Raw genomic sequence first — 19,522 nt, forward strand, 5'->3', positions numbered from 1 at the left:
TCGGGTGATCCGGCAGCGCACGGAGGCAGCGGGCCCACCTCCGGGAGGTGGACCCGCTGGGCGTGGCCGGGCGCCTACTGCGCGACGGGGGACGAGACGCGGTAGAGCCTGCGCAGCTCTTCTTCGAGCTTCTTGACCTCGTCCAGGCGCGGTCGGCTCTTGGGCGCGAACAGGCCGTCCCTCTCCCAGCGTTCCGGGTCGAGGCTGAGCGCCGACACGTTCAGCCAGCCCCGGGCGCGAACGGAGTCGAGGTGCTCGGGCAGCGCGTCCTCCAGGGCCAGGTAGAAGACGACGTGGGCGAGTTCCTCTATGCGGTCGATGCCGTCGCGGATGCTCGCCAGGACCTGTCCGAACGCCGGTGTGGCGTCGTCGTCGCCGGGCAGGTTCTGGACGAACAGGCGGGCGAGGGTGGGCAGGTCGTCGTAGTAGTCGATGTAGTCGAACTCGAAGACGCCCCGGTAGCTGCGCGACCAGTCCTTCAGCAGGTTCATCATGGAGCCCTGGGTCGCCACGACGGGCGCGCCGAGCGCGCTGAGCGTCGTGCTCGCGGACTCGTCCAGGTACGTCCGGCCGTAGAACTGCGGGTCGGAGAAGGCCCACCCGACGTAGTAGTCCCAGATCGTCTTCAGGGACATGATCACGGGGTTGTGGTGGAAGGCGTACGAGCCCTGGATGTTCTGCGTGAGTCCCTCGGCCAGGGAGAGGAACCAGCGGTTGGCGTAGCGGACGAAGTCCGGCTCGAAGGATTCCGCCCGGTCCCGGCCGATCATCTCGGTCACGAAGCTGTTGGCGTAGCCGATGAGGTTCGAGCCCACCGAGTAGTAGGGGTCCGCGAACACCGCGGCGTCGCCGACGCACGCCCAGCGGTCGTGGGAGAACACCTGCTGGGAGGAGTGGCTGTAGTTCTTCAGGACCCGGAAGTCGAGCACCGGGAGTTCGCGGATGGCGGGGTCGAAGCCGGGGACGCGCTCGACCACGAAGTCGATGGCCTTCTCGATGCGGTTGAACTTCGTGACCGGGTGGAGGTCGTCGCTCACCACGATGCCGACGCTGGTGTGGTCCGGTGCCAGCGGGATGGCCCACACCCAGCCCCCTTCGAACATGAAGTGGTTGGTGGAGTTCCACCGCGGCTCGTGCACACGGTCGTGCCAGGTCGTCTCGCCGGGAGCGACCAGCTCGTCGGTGTCCAGGCGCCCTTCGAGCCGGAACCAGACCGAGTTGTGCGGCTTGGGGTACCGCTTGGTGAGCCCGAGCTTGCGCTGCAGGAGGCGGTGCCGCCCGGTGGCGTCGACGACCCAGCGGCAGCTGACGGCCGTCTCCCCGCTGCCCTCGTCGTCGCCCTGGTAGGTGACCCGGTGCGGTGCGTCACGCTCGCCCAGCTCGATGTCGGTGACCCGTACGCCCTGGACGAGTTCGGCGCCGGCCCCGGCCGCGACCACCCGCAGGTGCTCCTCCAGGGAGCCCCGGTTGAGCTGGTAGGACTTCGCGGGCAGGAACCGGTTGACGCCGAACTCGGACTCCCGGTGGAAGTCGGGGCGGTCGCCGTAGAAGTAGCGGAGTCCCAGCTTCTCCAGCTGCTGTTCCTCCAGGTAGTCCCGCAGACCGATGACGGAGGCGAAGTAGTGTGCACCCACCTCGACCGTGGACTCGCCCACCTTGAACGCCGAGAGGGGGACGGGGGACCGCTCGCGTTCGCACACGAGCACGCTCAGCGTGGGATGGGCGTCCTTGAGCTGCTTGGCGAGGCAGAGCCCGGCCAGGCCGCCGCCGGCGATGACGACGTCGTAGTCGACGCCTGTGAACGTGGTGTGAGTGCCGCCCTGTCCGCTCACGCTGTACCCGCCTCCGTGCTCTGCCGGTCCTCGATGATGAGGGCCAGGCTCCGTATGGTCCTGCCCGTGTAGGGGTCTGAGTTGTCCAGCTGGACGCCCAGGTGCTCCTCCACGTCGGCGACGAGATCCATCACGCCGAGGGAGTCGCCGCCGAGTTCGAAGAAGTCGTCGTCCAGGCCGACGGCGAGGGGCGCGAAGAGCTTCCGCCAGATCGCGAGGAGCGCGGATTCGACGGGTGTCGCCGGCTCGGGTGCCGGCCCCTCGGGCGTGGTGGCGTCGGAGTACAGGGCGTCCAGGGCCGCTTCGTCGACCTTGCCGTGCGGCGTGACGGGCACGGTGTCGACCGGGATGATCGCCGACGGGACCATGTAGTCCGGCAGGCTCTCCTTCGCCGTTGCGCGCAGCCGTTCGACGTCCGTGGCCGTCGGGCCCACGACGAAGGCGATCAGGCGGGGCGCCGCCGAGGCGGTGTCGCGACGCAGCAGGAAGACGTGGTCGACCGAGTCGTCCCTGGTGAGGACCTCGGCCACGTCGCCCAGGTCGACGCGCCGGCCCCGGATCTTGATCTGCTGGTCGCGGCGTTCCACGAACTGCAGGTTGCCGTCCGCGTGCACCCGGACGATGTCCCCGGTGCGGTAGACCCGCTGCCCGCCGAACAGCGGGGCCGGGGGCCGGAAGAACTTCTCCGCGGTCAGTTCGGGATTGCCCAGGTAGCCCCGGGCGAGCCGGCCGCCCCCCAGGTACAGCTCGCCCGTGCCGCCCGGTCCGACGGGTTCGCCGTCGTCGTCCAGGACGAACACCTCGGTGTCGTCGACCGGCCGTCCGATGAGCACGTGCGGGTCCGACGCGCCCAGCGGATGGACGGTGGAGCACACCGAATTCTCGGAGGGTCCGTACTCGTTGAAGAGTTTTACATCCGGAAGGCGGGAAAAATGCTCCCGGACGAGGCTGGAAGTGAACCATTCCCCCGCGATGGTGATACTTCGCAACGCCTTGGTCGACTGGGTGCTCATGCCTCTGAGGAGGCGGCTGTACAGCGCCGGGGTGATGAGGAAGTGGGAGACTTCCCGATGTTCCATGAGGCCGGTGAGATACCGCCGGTCGGTGATGCGGTCCCGGGCGGGAAGAAGGAGTCGCGCGCCCGAGGTGAGGGCGCAGAAGGTGTCCGCCACGGAACTGTCGAACGACGGTCGTGGCATTGCCAGCGTCGTGTCGTCCGGGCCGAAGCCGTAATAGGCGTTGCGCCAGCGGAGCGTCTTGACGATGGAGTGGTGCTCGACTGCCGTCGCCTTGGGCGCCCCGGTCGTCCCTGAGGTGTGGATCACATAGGCGAGGTCCGTGGGCGCCGACGCGGGGGCCGGGTCGGTGTCCGGGGTGTCGAGGGTGGCGCTCATGACGTCCGTCACGAAGAGTTCACCGGTGAAGAACGCCGCGCCCGCCGCGGCCGAGGACTCCACGAGCAGCGCCTTGGGTGACACGTTCTCGATGCTGCGGTGCGTCACGGCCGGTGGGTTGTCGGGATCCAGTGCGACATAGGCGCCACCGGCCTTGAGCACGGCGAGCATGCCGGCGATCACGGTCGGTGGGTGCCGTACGAGGATCGCCACGCGGTCGTCCGGGACGACGCCGACGCTGTCCCGCAGGTAATGCGCCAGCTGATTGGCTCTGCGGTTCAGTTCGCCGTAGCTGATGCATTCGCCCTCGTACTCGAGGGCTATATTATCGGGTGCTTTCCGGACGCATTCCTCGAAAAACTGGTGCAGGGTCCCCGGTTTATCGGGTGCGATCGACACACGTTCCCCCTGTGCGATTACCGTGAATCCTCGACCCCGGCAGCCTATCCGTCGTCAATCGAACACTCAAGGGTCAACTTTCCCGCATTCCGGACTGCGCCGGCGGATGGGTCCGGCCTTTCCCCGGCGTGCGCCGGATTACACCTCGAGGGCGCGGACGAGTGCGCCCGTCGCCGCGGTCGCCGAATTCTGCGGAAAGAAGTGCCCTCCCGGTATCGCGGCGAGGCCGAAGGGGCCTCGGCACAGCGCGGCCCACGTGACCGCCACGTCGGCCGTCACCTCGGGGTCCTCGTCCCCGTACATCGCGGTGACCGGCACGGTCAGGGGCGGCCGGCCGGGCGGGGGACGGAACGCGGCGTGGGCGGCGAGGTCCGCGCGCAGCACCGGGAAGAACCGTTCCCTGAAGCCGGGGCGGTCGAGCCCCGCGGTGTTCGCGCCGAGCCGCTTCCACAGCAGTTCGATCTCGTGGTCGTCCCTGGGGGCCTGGGGTGTCGCCGGTCCGGGTGCTCCTGCCGCGAGGACGAAGAGGTGGGCGGGCGGGCGCCCCCGCTGCGTCAGCTGGTGCGTCAACTCGTAGGCCAGGCAGGCTCCGAAGCTGTGCCCGGCCAGTACCAGCGGCGCCGGCAGCGCCAGGAGGGCCGGCAGGACGTCGGCGGCCAGATCGGCCACCGAGTCCAGCGGGGCCTCGCGTCCGCGCGCCTCCCGCCCGGGCGGGACGTGGGCGTGCAGTTCGATCCGCTCGGGGAGTGCCCGTCGCCAGGAGGCGTAGGCCGTCGCCCCTCCTCCGGCGTGCGGAAAGCAGACGAGCGTGGCCCGACGGGCCGCGGCTGCCGCGTCGCCCGGCGGGCCGAAGCGGTGCAGAGACACGCTGCTGCGACCGGAGTTGTTCTGCATGTGCACACCACCCAAGGGGATCCTCGACGAGTTGCTGCGTGAGGCGTGTCCGGTTCGTGACGGAGGCCGGTGCCGGCCGCTGCCATGGGCGGCGTGTGCGGCACGGACAGCGCGGTACGGCTCGCGGGTCACGGTCTCCGGGGTGGCACCTGCCGGTGTCTGGTGCCAGCAGCCGCGACCTCACGTACCCGTGGTGCGGCAGCGGGCGTCTGATGTGCTGGCACGGTGCTCCCTCGAGAGGTGGACAGGCGCGTGTGCTGCCCGGTGCGCGGCTCGGCCTGGACGGGTGAGGTGGAGAAGGCGGTGAGTGGCGGGCGGTCGGACGGGTGGCCTGGTCCCGGGGATACGTCCGCGCACTGGTGTGCGCTGATGGCGTGCCGCCTGTGATGAGGTGTGTCTGTGACCGGGCCCCGCCTCGCGGACTTCCATGTCTATCACAGTCCACCGATCATGGACCTGACTATTTTGCGCCACGGGCGGCGCGGGCCGCAGGCGATCCGAGTGCGCCGGAGGCGTTCCGAAAATCCTGGTATGGAAGGCGCGTTGGGGGACCACCGCGGTCCGACAGGGCGGGACGGGTGGGCGGGGGCCGGAGTTTCCGCCGCGGCACGGCGGACGCCCGTTTCAGGTCAGCGTGACGCGTATGCGGCCCTCGGCCAGGGCTTCGAGCACCCGGGTGGGCGCCGCAGGTCCCGTGGTACGTTCTCGTCTTTCTTCGTGGTGCCCCCGCCTCGATATGCTCTCCTCAAGGCGGCGTACGCAGGCCCGCGCCCTCGCCCCACGCTCTGGCCCCGGGCTCCTGTGCTCGCACCGGAGCCGCGGCCCCCGCCCGGAGCACGAGCCGACGGCGAGTGGATCGTCCGGGACCCCCGGCCGCCCCATGACTCCGGAGGAACGCAGCGTGACGAAGACTCTCCGCGCCCACCAGCGCGAAGCCGTTGACGCGGTGCTGCGCGCCCTCGAGCTGCCGGCGGACCACACCGTCCCCGGACCGGGACTCCGGACTCAGGTGATCATGGCGACCGGGACCGGCAAGACCCTCGTGGCCGCACGGAGCGCGGACGAGCTTCGCGCGGGCCGTGTCCTGGTCCTCGTCCCCTCGTTGGATCTGCTCGCCCAGACCGAGGCCGCGTGGCGTGAGGCCGGCCGGGGCGGCCCGGTGATCGGTGTCTCGTCCCTGCGCGGCGGCGAGGCCGCCTTCCCCAACACCACGGACGTGGGCGAGCTGGTCGCCTGGGTGCGCCCTTTCGACAAGGTGACGGTGTTCGCCACGTACGCGTCGCTCGGACTGGGCACCCTGGAACGCGCGCACCGGGCCGGCCTCCCCGGCTGGGACCTGATCGTGGTCGACGAGGCGCACCGGACGTCGGGCAGGATCGGCAAGCCGTGGGCGGTCGTCCACGACAACACCCGCATCCCGGCCCTGCGCCGCCTGTACATGACCGCCACACCGCGGCTGTGGCAGCTGGACGACGACCAGGAGCCGGGCGTGCCGGGTGAGCTGGTGGCGTCGATGGAGGACGACCCGCACGGTCCCTTCGGGGCTCGCTGCTACACCCTGACGCTGTCCGAGGCGATCGACCGGGGCATCTGCGCGCCCTACCAGGTCGTGTGCCTCGACATCACCGACACCCGGCTCCAGACCGCGCAGCTCCTGGGGGCGGAGGCCCGTTCGGACCAGGTCCGCGGGGCCCGGCTCGCCGCTCTGCAAACGGCGCTGGTGAAGGCGTCGGCCGAGCAGGACTTCCGGCGCACGCTGGTCTTCCACCACCTGGTCAAGGAGGCGGAGGCCTTCGCGGCCGGTCTTCCGGAGGTCGCCGCGCGGCTGCACTCGGACGCCCCGGAGCGGTACCCGCGCACGGTCTGGGCCGACTGGCTGTGCGGCGACCACCAACCGGTCCACCGCCGGCGTGTGCTCAGCGGGTTCGCCGACGGCACCGCCACCGACGGAACGGTCGTGGACAAGTGCTTTCTGGGGTCGGTGAAGGTCCTCGGTGAGGGCGTGGACATCCGGGAGTGCGACTCCGTGTACTTCGCGGACGTACGCGGTTCCATGCCCGACCTCGTCCAGGCCGTCGGCCGCGCACTGCGCATGCGGCCCGGTGAAGGCAAGACGGCCTCACTCGTGGTGCCGGTCCTGCTCGGCCCCGGGGAGACCGCGGACAACATGCTCACGTCCCGGGCGTACGGGGGCCTCGCGAGGCTCTTGGAGGCGCTCAGGGCACATGACGCCCGCGTCGTGGAAGCACTGGCGCAGCCACAGGCCCCGAGCCGGGTCAGGGGCGTTCAGAGCCGCAGCGGGACGGGGAGTGAGGGGGCCGGGCGCGACCGGACCGACCGGCTGTCGGTGCCGGCACAGGCGCTGCTGAAGTTCTCCGCTCCCCGCGACCCCGCACAACTGGCCGCGTTCATCAGCCTGCGGGTTCTCAACCCCGAGCATCGGCACTGGCGGCGCGGCATCGAGGCCGCGGCCGTCTACCGACGCCTCCACGGCGATCTGAGGGTTCCGTTCACGTTCCGCGTCCCCGCGACCGGCGACATCGAGGGTGCGCAGGACGAGGGGTGGCCCGCGTCCCTCGCCGCGTTTCCGCTGGGGCAATGGGTGGCCGACGCCCGGAGGTTCCGTGGCCGCGGTGACATGGACCCGGACCGGGTCACGCAACTGGATCGGCTCGGCATGGTCTGGTCGCACCACGACGTCGCCTGGGAAGAGGGCCTCGCCGCGGCACGGGGCTGGGCGGCCGGGGCCGGGCACCTTTCGGCGCCGGCGGACGCCACCCACGGGGGGTACCGGGTGGGGATCTTCCTGAAGAACGCCCGCGCCGCCGCCCGGCGCGCGCAGGAGAACGAGCACAGGCGTGCACAGGGGCTGCCCGTCCGGTGGGCGGCCGGAGCCCTGTCCGACGATCGGCGTGAACAGCTGGAGGACATCGACCCCGCCTGGTGCCCGGCCTGGTCGGTGGAATGGCAACGGTGCTTCCACCTCGTCCGGCAGCGTCTCGAGGCCGGCGGCACGCTGCCCGCGGCGCCGGGTGACGTCGTGCACCAGGGTGAGGACCTGGGACGGTGGGTGCGGTCGGTGCGGCTCGGCTGGGACGGGCTCACCACCGCCCAGCAGTGGATGTGCGAACACGTCCTCGGCATCGAACCCGCCGGCGAGGACGAGAAGCCGAAGCCGCGGCGTTCCCAGGCCGACAAGTGGGCCCTCAACTACACCGCGGCCCGACAGTTCTACGAGCGCGAAGGGCACCTCTGGGTGCCCCGCACGCATGTGGAGCGGCTCATCGGCGAGGACCAGGACGAACGGGAACTCCGGCTCGGGGCATGGGTGAGCAACCAGCGGAGCAGGGCCGCGAGGCTGTCGCCGGAACGGGTGGAGCGCCTGTCCGCGATCGGGATGCGCTGGACGTGACGGGACACCACGCACCGACGCGCGACGACCGCGCCCTCTCCCGCCGCCACGGGGGCCGGCCGAAACCGGCCGGCCGAGGAGCGAGCAGACTCATGCGCAGCAGGTGATGGTCATGCATCCCTTGATCGTGGTGCGGCACTCGGCGTACCGCACTCGGCGTGAGCGCTTGCCCCACCCGGATGGCCGCAGCGGAGTCCGGCGCCGGTTCCGCCGTCCGGGCTGCTCGAACCACTCAACCGGCCGAGTGTCGCGCAGCTCTCGCTCGTATCGCGTGCCGGGAGCGTAGGCGCTCGCCGAGGGCAGCCCGCGGGCCCGAGCGCCTGCGCCGTCGCCCGGCCCGCCCGCGAACAGACACTTGTTCGAATTCAGGGCGAGCTGTGACACGGCAGGCGGCCGGCGTGGGGCGGGCGAGCGTGGAGTTGACCGGGGCAGGGCGCTTGACCTCGGCACTCGTGCGTACGCCGCCGGCGCAGGGCGGTCGGCGGGCCGGTCCCGCGGGCGGCGGCCGGCTCCGGCTCGCCAGAGCGCTATGTCCTCATTGCGTAGATACTCTGTGAGGTGTGATCGAGTCTGGACGGCCGCGGCTCCGACGCCACCACGGCCTGGGGAGGCTCGTGCGGTTGTCGCCGGTCATCCTGACCGCCGTCATCGCCAGCCTGGCGTACGCCACTCCCCCGGAGGTGGCGTTCAGCCGCCTCCTGCCCGCGGCACCGGCTCTCGCGGCCGCCATGTGGCCGGTACTCCCCACCGTCCTGCTGGGGACGGTCTGCCTCTTCCTGATGATCGGCCTCAGCATCGTGTTCCCGGGCCTGGGGACGTGGTGGACGGCCGCGGGGATCATCGCCGTCACCGTGGCGGCCGCATACGGCAGTCATGTACGGCTCCAGCAGGAGCGGACCCTCTTTCAGGTGCGGCTCGTCGCCGACGCGGCGCAACAGGTGGTGATGAGCCCTGTGCCGCGCCGCTTCAAGAGTGTCGAGATCGAGTCGCTGTACCTCGCGGCCGCTGCCGAGGCCCGCATCGGCGGGGACTTCTACGAGGTGGTGGAGACGCGTTTCGGGATCAGGCTGCTCATCGGTGACGTGCGGGGCAAGGGCCTGCCGGCGGTGGGGGCGGCCGCGGCGATCGTCAACGCATTCCGGGAGGCCGCCTACGCCGAGGCGGACATGATCAGCGTCGCGCGCCGGCTGGACGCAGCCAGCACCCGTTACAACGTCGCGTTTCCCCCGGAGGGGCCGACGGAGCGCTTCGCCACGGCCCTTCTCGTCAACATCCCGGACGGGGGCAAGCGTATCGAGATCCTCAACTGCGGACACCCCCCGCCACTGCTCCTGAACCACGCGGGACTCCGCTCCCTCGAACCCACCGCCCCCTCACCCCTGCTCAACCTCGCGGAGCTGATAGGCGATCAGTACAGCGTCGACGCCTACGACTTCACACCCGGTGACCTACTGCTCCTCTACACCGACGGGGTCACCGAAGCCCGTGCCCGCGACGGTGAGTTCTTCCCCCTGGCGGCCTGGATGCGCCAGCAGACCCCGGCGCCGCCCCATGAGCTGCTCGCCGCTCTCCACCGCGACCTCCTGCGCTACAGCAAGGGACGCCTCGATGACGACATCGCCGCGCTGGCCGTGCGCCTGCGTGAACCCGCGGAGCAGTCCCTCCCGGCAGAGGGTGTGTGATGCCCATGGCAGAAAGGCTGGTCCAACCAGTTGACCAGTCGATGGGGTGCGTCCACTCTGATCGCCATGACTCAGGGACCCATCCGGCGTGAGGCTGTCTCCGACCAGCTCTTCGCCGTGCTCCGCGACAGGATCCTCGGCGGGGAACTGCCGCCCGGCTCGCCCCTCACCGCCGAACGGGACCTCGCGGCCGAGTTCGGTGTGAACCGGCATGCGGTCCGTGAGGCCGTCAAACGGCTTCAGCAGGCGCGGTTGGTCGAGGTCAGCCACGGCGGCCGCACACTCGTCCTGAACTGGCGGCGCAGTGCCGGCCTCGACCTCGCCCTGGGCATCGCCGCGTCCGACGGCGGCCCCTCGGTGGAGGACCTCACCCGGGACGCCATGGAGATGCGGGCGTGCGTCGGTGCCGACGCGGCCCGGCTGTGCGCGATCCGGTGCTCCGAGGCAGCAGCCGCGCAGATCGTGGAGGCGGCGGACCGCTACGCGCGCACCGGCCCCGACCTCACCGAGCTGGCGGAGGCGGACATCGCCTGGTGGCGGCTCATCGTGGAGGGCTCCGGCAACCTCGCTTACCTGCTGTCCTTCAACAGCCTGCTGGACGGCACGCTCCCGGTCGCCGAGGTGCCGGACGACCTGCGGACCGCGGAACTCCTCGACGTCGAGGCCCATCAGCGGCTCGCGTCGCACATCGCGGCACGCGAGGCCGGCGCCGTCGAGCAGCTGGCGCGCGCCCTGCTGTCCCTCAGTGTGCCCTCGGCGCCACGGAAGGCGGTGCGCTGACGTGATCCCGGCCGTGGTCTACGCGATACCGGCGTTCGTGCTCCTGGTCGCCGTCGAGGCTCTCTCGTACCGCTTCCTCCCGGACGACGACGAACGTGGCTACGCACTGCGTGACACCGTGACCAGCATGTCCATGGGCGCCGGCAGCCAGGTCATCGCGGCGCCGTGGAAGGTGGTGACGGTCCTCGTCTACGCGGCTGCCTTCACCGTCGCCCCCTGGCACCTGTCTCCGTCGTCGGGATGGACCTGGGTGCTGCTGTTCTTCGCCGAGGACCTGGCGTACTACGCCTTCCACCGTGCCCACCACCGGGTGCGGGTGCTGTGGGCGAGCCATGTGGTCCACCACTCCAGCGTCCGGTTCAACCTCTCGACCGCCCTGCGGCAGAGCTGGACACCGATGACGGGCCTGCCGTTCTGGCTGCCGCTGGCGCTCCTCGGCATTCCGCCGTGGATGATCCTGCTCGAACAGGCCGTCAGCCTCGCCTACCAGTTCTTCCTGCACACCGAGCGCGTGGACAAGCTCTGGCGGCCGGTGGAAGCGTTCTTCAACACCCCCTCCCACCACCGCGTCCACCACGGCTCGAACAACGTCTACCTGGACCGCAACTACGGCGGCATCCTCATCGTGTGGGACCGGCTGTTCCGGACGTTCGAACCCGAGGGCGAGCGGGTGGTGTACGGCCTCACCAAGAACATCGGGACCCACAACCCGCTGCGCGTGGCCTTCCACGAGTTCGCCGCCGCCTGGCGTGACGTCCGTACGGCACGGCGCTGGCGTGACCGCGCCGGCTACCTGTTCGGTCCGCCCGGCTGGGCGCCCCGGGCGGAGGGATGACAGGTCTACGGCCGGCCGGCGAAGAAGCCTGACTTGAGGTCGCCGACGATGGTGTCGAGTGGATGCCCGCTGACGATGAACGGGCCGCTCCAGGACGCACTCAGCGCGAACAGCAGCGCCAGGCTGAGTCCGACCACGCTGGCCACACCCACGATGAGCAAGGACGTGCGCAGGCTGCTGCGGAAGACCAGGGCGCCGGAGTTCACGATCAGGGCCAGTCCGCTGACCGCCAGCGTGACGACGTAGAGCGCGGGCACGTCGCGCGAGGCGGCCGCGACGCGGGCGCGACGGCTACTGGTGACACCGTCCAGGGCGGCCAGCAGCTCCGTCCCGGTCGGGTTCCCCACCTCGGGGCGGGCCGCCTCGGCGCGGACGTTGCGCTCCAGCCGGGCGATCGAGAGAGCGGTGGCCGGGTCGTCGCCGGACGCCGCAGCCGCACCCTTCCATTCCTTGGCACGGGTGGTCTGCAGGTAGTCCAGGAGCGCCGTGTGGATCGGCTCCGGCTGGACTCGCGGACTCGTCGCGGCCCACGCCAGGCGGGAGGCGGCGGCCGCCTCGTCGCTGACCAGCCCCTCTGCCGCGCGCAGGTAGCCGGCCTCGCTGGCCAGGGAGAGCGCCGCGAAGATCGCGAAGGCCGCGCCGAGCGTCGGCATCAGGGGGGTGGCGATCTGCGGCACCCGATCGTGTTCCCCGACCGGTACGAGCGCGCGGACGGCGACCCGGGCGACACCCGCGACCAGCAGGGCGAGGAAAAGCCCGCCCACCACCAGCGCCGCCGCCGGCAGCGAGGTCAACCAGTTCACCGTATCACCTACAGCGCGTTCCCGTGGGCGCCCCACGCCGGCGGCACGTCGGCCCCTGGCGGCATGGGACTCCCCGTCGATCACTTGCAGTCAAAGCCCATGATCACAGGGCGGAGGACCTTTGACGGCCGCGACACCCGCACGACGTCGCCCTTCGTGGCCCTATCGCAGATCCACACGGGGCATACGGGCGACGCGCGTGGGACGGCCGTGGGCCGCAGCGCCGCCCGGCGGCTCCTCGGCACGGGAGAGGGTCAGGACGACAGCATGACCAGGCGGGTGTCGTCCTGCGTGTCCACGCACCGCTGGTAGGGGTTGGGATCACCCTGTTCCTCGTGGCACTTCCAGACGCTGCCGGCTGCGCGTACGGGGACGGGAGCGTCGGCAGTGCCGGGCCGGCCCCCGGTGTAGGCGGCGGCGACCTGCAATGCGGTGGCGCAGGGCACGTTCTTGCCGGCCGACACCCCCAGGCCCGACGCCTGGTCCGTGCCGCAGTGGCCGTTCACCGGCGGACCGGTGTCGGCGGACACCTGGGCCGGCAGAGCGAGGCAGAGGGCGGCGGCACCCGCGATCCCCACTGACGCCGTCATCCTGGTCAGGTGCATGTCGGACCTCCTCGAGCGGGAGAGGGAGACCGAGTACCCCGGGCTCGCCGTTCACAGTGACCTGGCCGGCGCCTGCAGTGGGGCCGGGAAACCATCAGAACCTCGGTTCCGCTTCCTTGCCGGCTCCACTCCGGAAAACGGAGGCAGGGTACCGAATCGGCCTGATGGACGAAGGGGCATCGGCCGGACAGTGAAACGGCGTACGCCTCCGCTCGGCCGGTGATCGTGAGCGCGTGGAAGCTGGACGCCACGGCGACGGCCGGCTCGCCGACACGGCCACCGATCCGTATCGCCGCTGCCCAGCAGACGCTGCGGAAGAGCGCTGCTTCCGTCTCCGGAAGCGGTTCGTCCCCGTGACCCCGGAACCCGGTCGCTCCACGCTCCAGCCGCGTCAACGGTTCTCCTTCCCGACGAGGGAGCTGGCCACAGCGAGATCCGTCTCGGCCGGGCGGGTGCTGCGGCCGGGCGGGTTCTGCGGCCGGCCGCTCCGACCGGTTTCGCGCCCCGCCGAGGGGCTGACGCAGGTGGCGGTCGCGCCGAGCCGCAGGTGCTGCCATGCGTCCAGCCCTGGAGGTGCCGGCTGTGCGGCCCCTTAGGGTGAGCTGTGGGGGACGAAGATCTACGCCGGTGAGCGGGTCACCGGCTGGGGGGATGCGAGCGTGGCAGGACTGGTGGGCAGGTCGTCGGAACTCGCGCGGCTGGACGCCCTGCTGGCGGGAGCCGGCCTGGCCGGTGCGCCGGACGTGGTCGACATCGTCGGTGAACCCGGCATCGGGAAGAGCAGGTTGCTCGACGAAGTGTGCACGCGGGCCCGCGGTGCCGGGTTCACCGTACTGCGGGGCCGGGCCACGGAGTACGAACAGCACGTCCCCTACCAGCTGTTCACCGACGCCCTCGCCGACGCCGGCCCACAGGATGCCGGCCCCGCACTCGCCGAAGCGCGTGCGGTGATGCAGGGGATCCGGAAGGTACCGGGTGACGGTTCCCCTGACGGCCCTTCCGCCCGGTTCGGGCTGCACCGGGAGATCGCCGCCTTCCTGCCGCACCTGGGCGGGCAGGGTCTGGTGCTGGCGCTGGACGATCTGCACTGGGCGGATCCCGCCTCCCGCGAGCTGGTGGACCACTTGATCCGGCACCCTGCGCGCGGGCGCGTCCTGCTGGTGACGGCCCGGCGCATCCGGCAGACGCCGACGTCCCTGACCGCCGCGCTGACGCGGGGCGCGGTCGGCGGAACCGTGCTCCAGCTCGCCCTGGAGCCGCTCTCCGAGCAGGAATCCGTCCTGGCGCTGGCTCCCGACGTCCCCGAGGACCGGGCCAGGCAGCTGCACGCCGCCAGCGAGGGCAACCCCCTGTACCTGTTCGCCCTGGTGCACGCGTACCGGGCAGGAGGGCCGGCGCAGGGCCTCGTACCCGGCCCGCACGGCGACGCCGTGGACCCGGCGGGTCTGCCCGCCGGGCTCGCGGCGCTGCTGCTCGACGAGCTGGCCACGCTGACCGGGTCTCAGCGCCGGCTCGTGGAGGCGGTGGCGGCGCTCGGCGATCACGCGACGTCCGCCATGCTGACCGTGGCGACCGGGCTGTCCCCCGAGGACGTCGACGACGGGACCGGTGGCCTGGTGGTGCGGGACCTGCTGCGCGCCGGGCCCGGCGGCCGGTGGGCGTTGCGTCATCCTCTGCTCCGGGCCCTGGTCTACGAGGGCATGGCGCCAAGGTGGCGGGCCGAGGTCCACCGCCGTGCCGCGCGCGAACTGGCCCGTGGCGGCGCCGCGGCCACCGAGCGGGCCCGCCACGTCGAACGGTCGCTGACGGGCTGGGACCCCGAGGCCGCAGAGGTCCTCACCGAGGCCGCCGCACGGTTCGCGTCGACCGCGCCGGCTACGGCCGCCCATCTGCTGGGCGTCGTCCTCGGCCACATGCCCGACACTCCTGACCGTTTCCGGCAGCGCGGGGAACTGGTCCTGGCACGTGCCCGCGCGCTCGGCGTCAGCGGAAACCTCCGGGAGAGCCGGGACCTGCTGCACACCCTGATCGAGACGTCCGGCAAGGACCATCCCGAACTGCGCACCCGGGCCGTCGCCCAGTGTGCCGTGACCGAGCGGCACCTCGGCCACTCCCCCGAGGCCACCGCCCTGCTGCGCCGGGAGCTGTCCCACGATCCGGGCCCGTCCCCCGCCCAGGCCGTCTCCCTGCAACTCGCCCTCGGGATGTCCGCCCTGCTGACCGCGTCCTACCCGGAGGCACGCGAGGACGTCGTACGGGCCGTGGCCGTCGCGCGGGCCGACGGCCACGCCACCGGTGAGGCGGCGGCGCTGGCCCTGGCGTCCCTGGGCGAGGCGTACGAGGGTGAGACGGAGACGGCGGCCCGTTTCGCCGATGCCGCCGGTTCGCTCACGGACGCGCTGACCGATCCCGGTCTGGCGGACCTGTGCGAGGCACTGGTCTGGCTGGCCTGGGCCGAAACCCTGCTGGAGCGCTACGGCGACGCCGAGCGGCACCTCACCCGGGGGCTCCACATCGCCCGCCGCACCGGACAACTCCACGTCCTGCCGCACCTGTTGACGAGCCGGGCCTTCATCCACCTCACCACCTGCCGGCTGCCGTCCGCGCTGGAGGCCGCCGAGGAAGCGGAATCCATCGCACGGGCCGCGGGCAGCGACGAGCTCCTGGGCTTCACCCTGGCCATCAAGACGCTGGTGCTGCTGCTGATACGTCCGCTGGGGGACGGCAGCGCCCTGTCCACGGGCGAGGAGGCCGTCGCCGCGGCAGGCCGGAGCAGGGGCTGGTGGTCGTCCCTGGCCTGGTGCATGCTCGGGCACGCGGCCTTCGTGAGCGGCGATCCCCATCGTGCGCAGGAGGCCATCACGACCGCAGGCGGTGGCCCCGGACTGCCCTTGCTGCAACCCTCGATCCGGCCGGGCCAGCTCGACACCCTCGCCGCCGCGGCCCTCGCCGCCGGTGACGTCGACGCGGCCGGCCGCTGGGTCGCCCAGGCGGTCCGCGAGGCCGGCCGGCTCGGCCTCGACGGTCAGCGCGCGGCTGCCCTGCGTGGCCAGGCCACCCTGGCCGAGCACCGGGGCGAGACCGCCCGGGCAGTACAGCTCCTCGACGCCGCGGCACAGCAGTACGTCCGCTGCGGCCAGTCCCTGTGGGAGGCGTACTCCCTGCTGCGTGCTGCGCCCCTGGTGCAGCGCACCGGGCAAGGAGCGCGCGCCGCCGCGATGTGGCACCGGGCCCACCGGATCGCCGCCGGCGGCGGCGCACGCCTGCTGGTGGACCTCGCCGAGCTGATCCGCCCCCAGGTGATGCAGGAGGCGCCGGCGGTGCCGGCGCAGCTGGCGGAGCTGACGGCCCGTGAGCTGGAGGTGGCGGGGCTGGTGGCGCGGGGACTGAGCAACCAGGACATCGCCGCCCGGCTCCACCTCAGCCGGCGCACCGTCGAAACACACCTGTCCGCGATCTACCGGAAGGCGTCGGTGCCGTCCCGCGCGGCCCTGGCCGGACTCATGACCCGCGTCGGGCTGGGAGCCGGAACCTGAGCGGTGCCCGTACGGCACCCCGCGCGCACGCTGCAGAGCCACGGCCTGCGCCCTGCTCCTCGGCAGGACCGGCTTTGGCTTCCCTCTCCCCCGTGGCACCCGTGGCAGTGTGCCGGGCGGCGTGCGCGGCCGCATCCGTGAAAGCACTCAGCACCGCACCGCCGGTCCCGGCACCGGGTACGCGTCGAAGCACGTGGAGGGTTACGTGTTTTCACCGAGGTGTCCTCCGCCGCGGCCGTCTACGGTCGGCAGTCGGACGGCTGGAGCGGTGCAGAGGGGACTGTGTGAGAGGCAACGCCCACGGTGTACGGGGAAGTTGGGTGACGCTGGTGCTGGCGGGGAGCCTGCTGGCCGGGTGTTCGGCGAAGGGGGCGGACGACGGCTCCTCCCGGCGGACCGCGTCACCCGCGCACACCGACTCGCCGAAGGCTGCGGCGCCCCCGTCGGGCGGCTCTTCCGCCGCCCCGGCCTTCACCCCCGACGCCGACCTCGTCCCGAGGACCGCGAAGGACGGGCGGGAGCTGGCCGACTCCGTGGTGTTCGCTCCGCGCGACTGGGGCCGGGGCTACGTCGCGCAGGACCCGGCCGCAAGCGCCCAGGGCACCTGGCCGGCCCTGGACCGCGACTGCCGCTGGGAGCGGCAGAAGCTCCCCCGGGGCGTGCTGGCCAGCCTGTCCCGCTACAGCAGGCAGCCCGCCGGCGGAGGCAAGGGTGAAGTGAAGGTGACGGCCGCGGCCACCGTCCACTCCGCCGCCCTCGGCGCCGACGAGCAGCTCAGCACCACCCTGGAAGAAGCCCTGCGCTGCCCCGAGCAACAGCCACGGTCCGGCGAGCGGATCACGGGCCTGAACTCGCTCGGCACCCCCTTCGGCGCTCGCGAGCAGGAGTACGCCGACGACTCGGTGCTGGAGGCCGGCCAGTACGTCGGGAAGGGCGGCACCGCCCAGCCGTACCTGTGGATGGTCGCCCGGTCGGGCACGGTCGTCGTGGCCGTCTCGGTGACCGGCGGCAAGGGGCACACCCAGGAGGAACTCCTGCCGCTGGGCAGCAACGCCCTGGCGAAGATGCTCGTACGCGTCCAGCAGCAGCTCAAGGAGAAGTGATGGAGCCGTTGCGTACCTCGGACCCGTCGAGACTGGCGGGCCATCGGCTGCTCGGGCGGCTCGGCGCGGGTGGCATGGGTGTGGTGTACCTGGCCCGCTCGGCCGGCGGTGCACTGGTCGCGCTGAAGGTGATCCAGGCGGAGTACGCCGAGGACGCCGGATTCCGGGAGCGGTTCCGGCGGGAGGCGGAGACGGCCCGCCGGATGACCAGCCCGTGGGTGGCGGCCCTGGTGGACGCGGACCCCGAGGCGGTACAGCCGTGGCTGGCCACCGCGTTCGTGCCCGGGCCCTCCCTGGGCGAGGCCGTCGCCGCTCACGGACCGCTGCCCCTGCGGAGCCTGCGGGTGCTGGGCGCCCGGCTCGCCGAGGCGCTGCGGGACCTCCACGCGGTCGGGCTCGTGCACCGGGACGTCAAGCCGGGCAATGTGCTGCTGGCCCTGGACGGTCCCCGCCTGATCGACTTCGGTGTGGCGCGCGACCCGCAGGACACCTCGCTCACGTCGACGGGGGTCGTCGTCGGCACCCCCGGCTTCCTGGCACCGGAGCAGGCCCGGGGCGAGCGGGAGGCGGGCCCGGCCGGCGACGTCTTCTCACTGGGCTGCGTGCTGGCCCACGCGGCCGCCGGCCGCCCTCCGTTCGGTACCGGCTCCCTCGACGCGCTGCTGTACCGCACGGTGCACGACGCCCCGGACCTGGACGGTGTTCCGCAACAGCTGGCCGAGGTGGTGCGCCGCTGTCTGGAGAAGGATCCGCGGCTGCGGCCCACCGCCGAGGCGTTGTCGCAGACCCTGGCGGCCGAGCCCGCCGACCCGCGGGAGATCCTCCGGGCGGTACGCCCTCCGGCCCCGGGGGACGCGGAACCCGGCGACGAGGCCTGGCTGCCCGAGCCGTTGATCCGGCTCATCGCCGAACGGTCGGCCGCCGGGCTCACTCTGCCCGCCGTCGACGACACCGAGGTGGACTCCGAGCCGTCCGGCGCCACCACGCCGGACGAACCTGCCGGACAGCCCTCGGACCGTGCCGTCGCGCGACGCCGTTTCCTCGTCGTCACCGGTGGCGCGGTGACCGTCACGGCCGCGGGCGGCCTGGCCGCCTGGGCGGCGCTCGGCGGTGACGGCGGGGGGAACGGCTCCGCCGCCCCGACGGCGACCGGGCCCGTGCACACGATCGGCCTGCACGCCGACCTCAGCGGTGACCACCGGACGGCGGGCCGGGCTCAGGAGCGGGGGCTGCGTCTCGCGGTGGACGAGTTCAACTCCCGTGCGGCCAGGCCGTTCACGCTCGCCGTGCGGACCGTGGACGACGGCGGGGACCCGGCGAGGGCCGACGCCGCGGCCGAACGGCTGGTCGCCGACCCTTCCGTGCTGGCAGTGATCGGCCCCACCACGGACGACACCGCCCGGGCCGCGCTGGCGACGTACGACGCCGCGTCGCTGCCCCTCGTCGCGGTGTCGCCCGGCGCCACCGTGCTGAGTGTGATGGGCAGCCGGTCCTTCCTCCACGCCCGCGTGACGGACACGGTCCTGCCGTTCTATCTCAAGGCCTATCTGCTCGGTGCCGCGAAGTCCCGCACGATCGGGATCGTCGACGACCGGGCGGCGGACGCGTACGCCTGGGAGATCAGCAGCTCGCTGTCCCGCACGCTGCACCAGGACCGGCAGCCGGTGGTGCCCAAGGTGGTCAGCGCGTTGCGGAAGGACTTCGGACCGACGCTCGACGCCCTGCTCGACGGCGGAGCCGACTCCGTGGTCTTCGCCGGATACCACGACCGCGCGGCGCTGCTCGCCCGGGAACTGAAGCATCGTGGCTTCCCGGGCGCCCGGGCCGCCGCCCAAGGGGTGCTCGACGACCGGTTCCTGTCCGCCGCCGGGGACGCGGCCGACGGCTGGGTGATCGTCGCTCCCGTCATGGACGCATCAGTGGCCCCCGAGGCCAAGGCGTTCGCCTCCGCGTACCGCAGGCGTTTCCATGCCGCGCCCGAGCGGTACGCCGTGGAGGCCTACGACGTGGCCCGGCTGATCGTGCGGACGCTGAGCGGACCGGCCGCCGGGCGCGTGACCCGGCAGAGCCTGACGGCTGCGCTGCGCGCGGCCTCGTACCAGGGGATCACGAAGAACTTCGCCTTCGACAAGAAGACCGGGTCCCTGGTCATCGACGCCCGCGGCGTCTACCTGTGGAAGGTCGACGGCGGACGGTTCCGGTACGAGGGTGCGGCCCCGCTCCGGGTGTCCGGCTGATGAGGCACTG

12 protein-coding genes are annotated in these 19,522 nt (G+C 72.2%); 7 read left to right on the top strand and 5 right to left on the bottom strand.

Annotated features, from left to right (window positions below; genetic code table 11):
• Positions 1–74: 74 nt before the first annotated feature.
• From JK359_RS10110 to JK359_RS10120, 3 genes are all read right to left on the bottom strand, one after another.
• On the bottom strand, positions 75–1,832 hold the full coding sequence (locus tag JK359_RS10110; protein WP_201834159.1) for an NAD(P)/FAD-dependent oxidoreductase: 1,758 nt from the start codon (positions 1,830–1,832) through the stop codon (positions 75–77).
• Complete coding sequence (locus JK359_RS10115; RefSeq protein ID WP_201834161.1) at positions 1,829–3,625, bottom strand: non-ribosomal peptide synthetase; 1,797 nt, start codon at positions 3,623–3,625, stop codon at positions 1,829–1,831. The genes JK359_RS10110 and JK359_RS10115 overlap by 4 nt, the downstream gene beginning before the upstream one ends.
• Before the next feature lie 138 nt (positions 3,626–3,763).
• A complete protein-coding gene (locus JK359_RS10120) occupies positions 3,764–4,519 on the bottom strand; it encodes a thioesterase II family protein (RefSeq protein WP_201834163.1) in 756 nt (251 codons plus the stop codon).
• A gap of 880 nt (positions 4,520–5,399) precedes the next feature.
• Here JK359_RS10120 and JK359_RS10125 point away from each other — a divergent pair.
• From JK359_RS10125 to JK359_RS10140, 4 genes are all read left to right on the top strand, one after another.
• The gene (locus tag JK359_RS10125) at positions 5,400–7,931 is read left to right on the top strand and encodes a DEAD/DEAH box helicase (RefSeq protein WP_201834165.1); all 2,532 of its coding nucleotides are present in this window, start codon (positions 5,400–5,402) and stop codon (positions 7,929–7,931) included.
• Between the two features lie 560 nt (positions 7,932–8,491).
• Positions 8,492–9,613, top strand: coding sequence for a PP2C family protein-serine/threonine phosphatase (locus JK359_RS10130; RefSeq protein WP_307788039.1), 1,122 nt, complete (start codon positions 8,492–8,494; stop codon positions 9,611–9,613).
• Positions 9,614–9,679: 66 nt separating this feature from the next.
• Entirely contained in the window at positions 9,680–10,393 is a 714-nt protein-coding gene (locus JK359_RS10135) for a FadR/GntR family transcriptional regulator (protein ID WP_201834167.1), read from the top strand.
• Position 10,394: 1 nt separating this feature from the next.
• The gene (locus JK359_RS10140; protein WP_307788040.1) at positions 10,395–11,228 is read left to right on the top strand and encodes a sterol desaturase family protein; all 834 of its coding nucleotides are present in this window, start codon (positions 10,395–10,397) and stop codon (positions 11,226–11,228) included.
• 5 nt (positions 11,229–11,233) lie between these two features.
• On the opposite strand, the gene JK359_RS10145 is transcribed toward JK359_RS10140, so the two are convergent.
• Together JK359_RS10145 and JK359_RS10150 are read right to left on the bottom strand one after the other, a co-directional pair.
• Positions 11,234–12,031, bottom strand: a complete 798-nt coding sequence (locus JK359_RS10145; protein ID WP_201834169.1) for a bestrophin-like domain — start codon at positions 12,029–12,031, stop codon at positions 11,234–11,236.
• A gap of 254 nt (positions 12,032–12,285) precedes the next feature.
• Positions 12,286–12,636: a hypothetical protein gene (locus tag JK359_RS10150; protein ID WP_201834171.1), complete on the bottom strand. Its 351-nt coding sequence runs from the start codon at positions 12,634–12,636 to the stop codon at positions 12,286–12,288.
• Positions 12,637–13,295: 659 nt separating this feature from the next.
• Here JK359_RS10150 and JK359_RS10155 point away from each other — a divergent pair.
• From JK359_RS10155 to JK359_RS10165, 3 genes are all read left to right on the top strand, one after another.
• Positions 13,296–16,172, top strand: coding sequence for a helix-turn-helix transcriptional regulator (locus tag JK359_RS10155; protein ID WP_307788041.1), 2,877 nt, complete (start codon positions 13,296–13,298; stop codon positions 16,170–16,172).
• 320 nt (positions 16,173–16,492) lie between these two features.
• Positions 16,493–17,275, top strand: coding sequence for a hypothetical protein (locus JK359_RS10160; protein ID WP_236677601.1), 783 nt, complete (start codon positions 16,493–16,495; stop codon positions 17,273–17,275).
• Positions 17,275–19,512: a bifunctional serine/threonine-protein kinase/ABC transporter substrate-binding protein gene (locus JK359_RS10165; protein WP_201834172.1), complete on the top strand. Its 2,238-nt coding sequence runs from the start codon at positions 17,275–17,277 to the stop codon at positions 19,510–19,512. The genes JK359_RS10160 and JK359_RS10165 overlap by 1 nt, the downstream gene beginning before the upstream one ends.
• The last annotated feature ends 10 nt before the right edge of the window (positions 19,513–19,522 follow it).

Origin of the sequence: Streptomyces actinomycinicus (genome assembly GCF_016741775.1) — a bacterium.
GTDB lineage: Bacteria > Actinomycetota > Actinomycetes > Streptomycetales > Streptomycetaceae > Streptomyces > Streptomyces actinomycinicus.

Excerpts from the sequence above, each read along its gene's own strand:
- JK359_RS10165 (WP_201834172.1), top strand. The coding sequence starts at position 17,275 with ATGGAGCCGTTGCGTACCTCGGACCCGTCGAGACTGGCGGGCCATCGG.
- JK359_RS10135 (WP_201834167.1), top strand. The coding sequence starts at position 9,680 with ATGACTCAGGGACCCATCCGGCGTGAGGCTGTCTCCGACCAGCTCTTC.
- JK359_RS10150 (WP_201834171.1), bottom strand. The coding sequence starts at position 12,636 with ATGCACCTGACCAGGATGACGGCGTCAGTGGGGATCGCGGGTGCCGCC.
- JK359_RS10120 (WP_201834163.1), bottom strand. The coding sequence starts at position 4,519 with ATGCAGAACAACTCCGGTCGCAGCAGCGTGTCTCTGCACCGCTTCGGC.
- JK359_RS10125 (WP_201834165.1), top strand. The coding sequence starts at position 5,400 with ATGACTCCGGAGGAACGCAGCGTGACGAAGACTCTCCGCGCCCACCAG.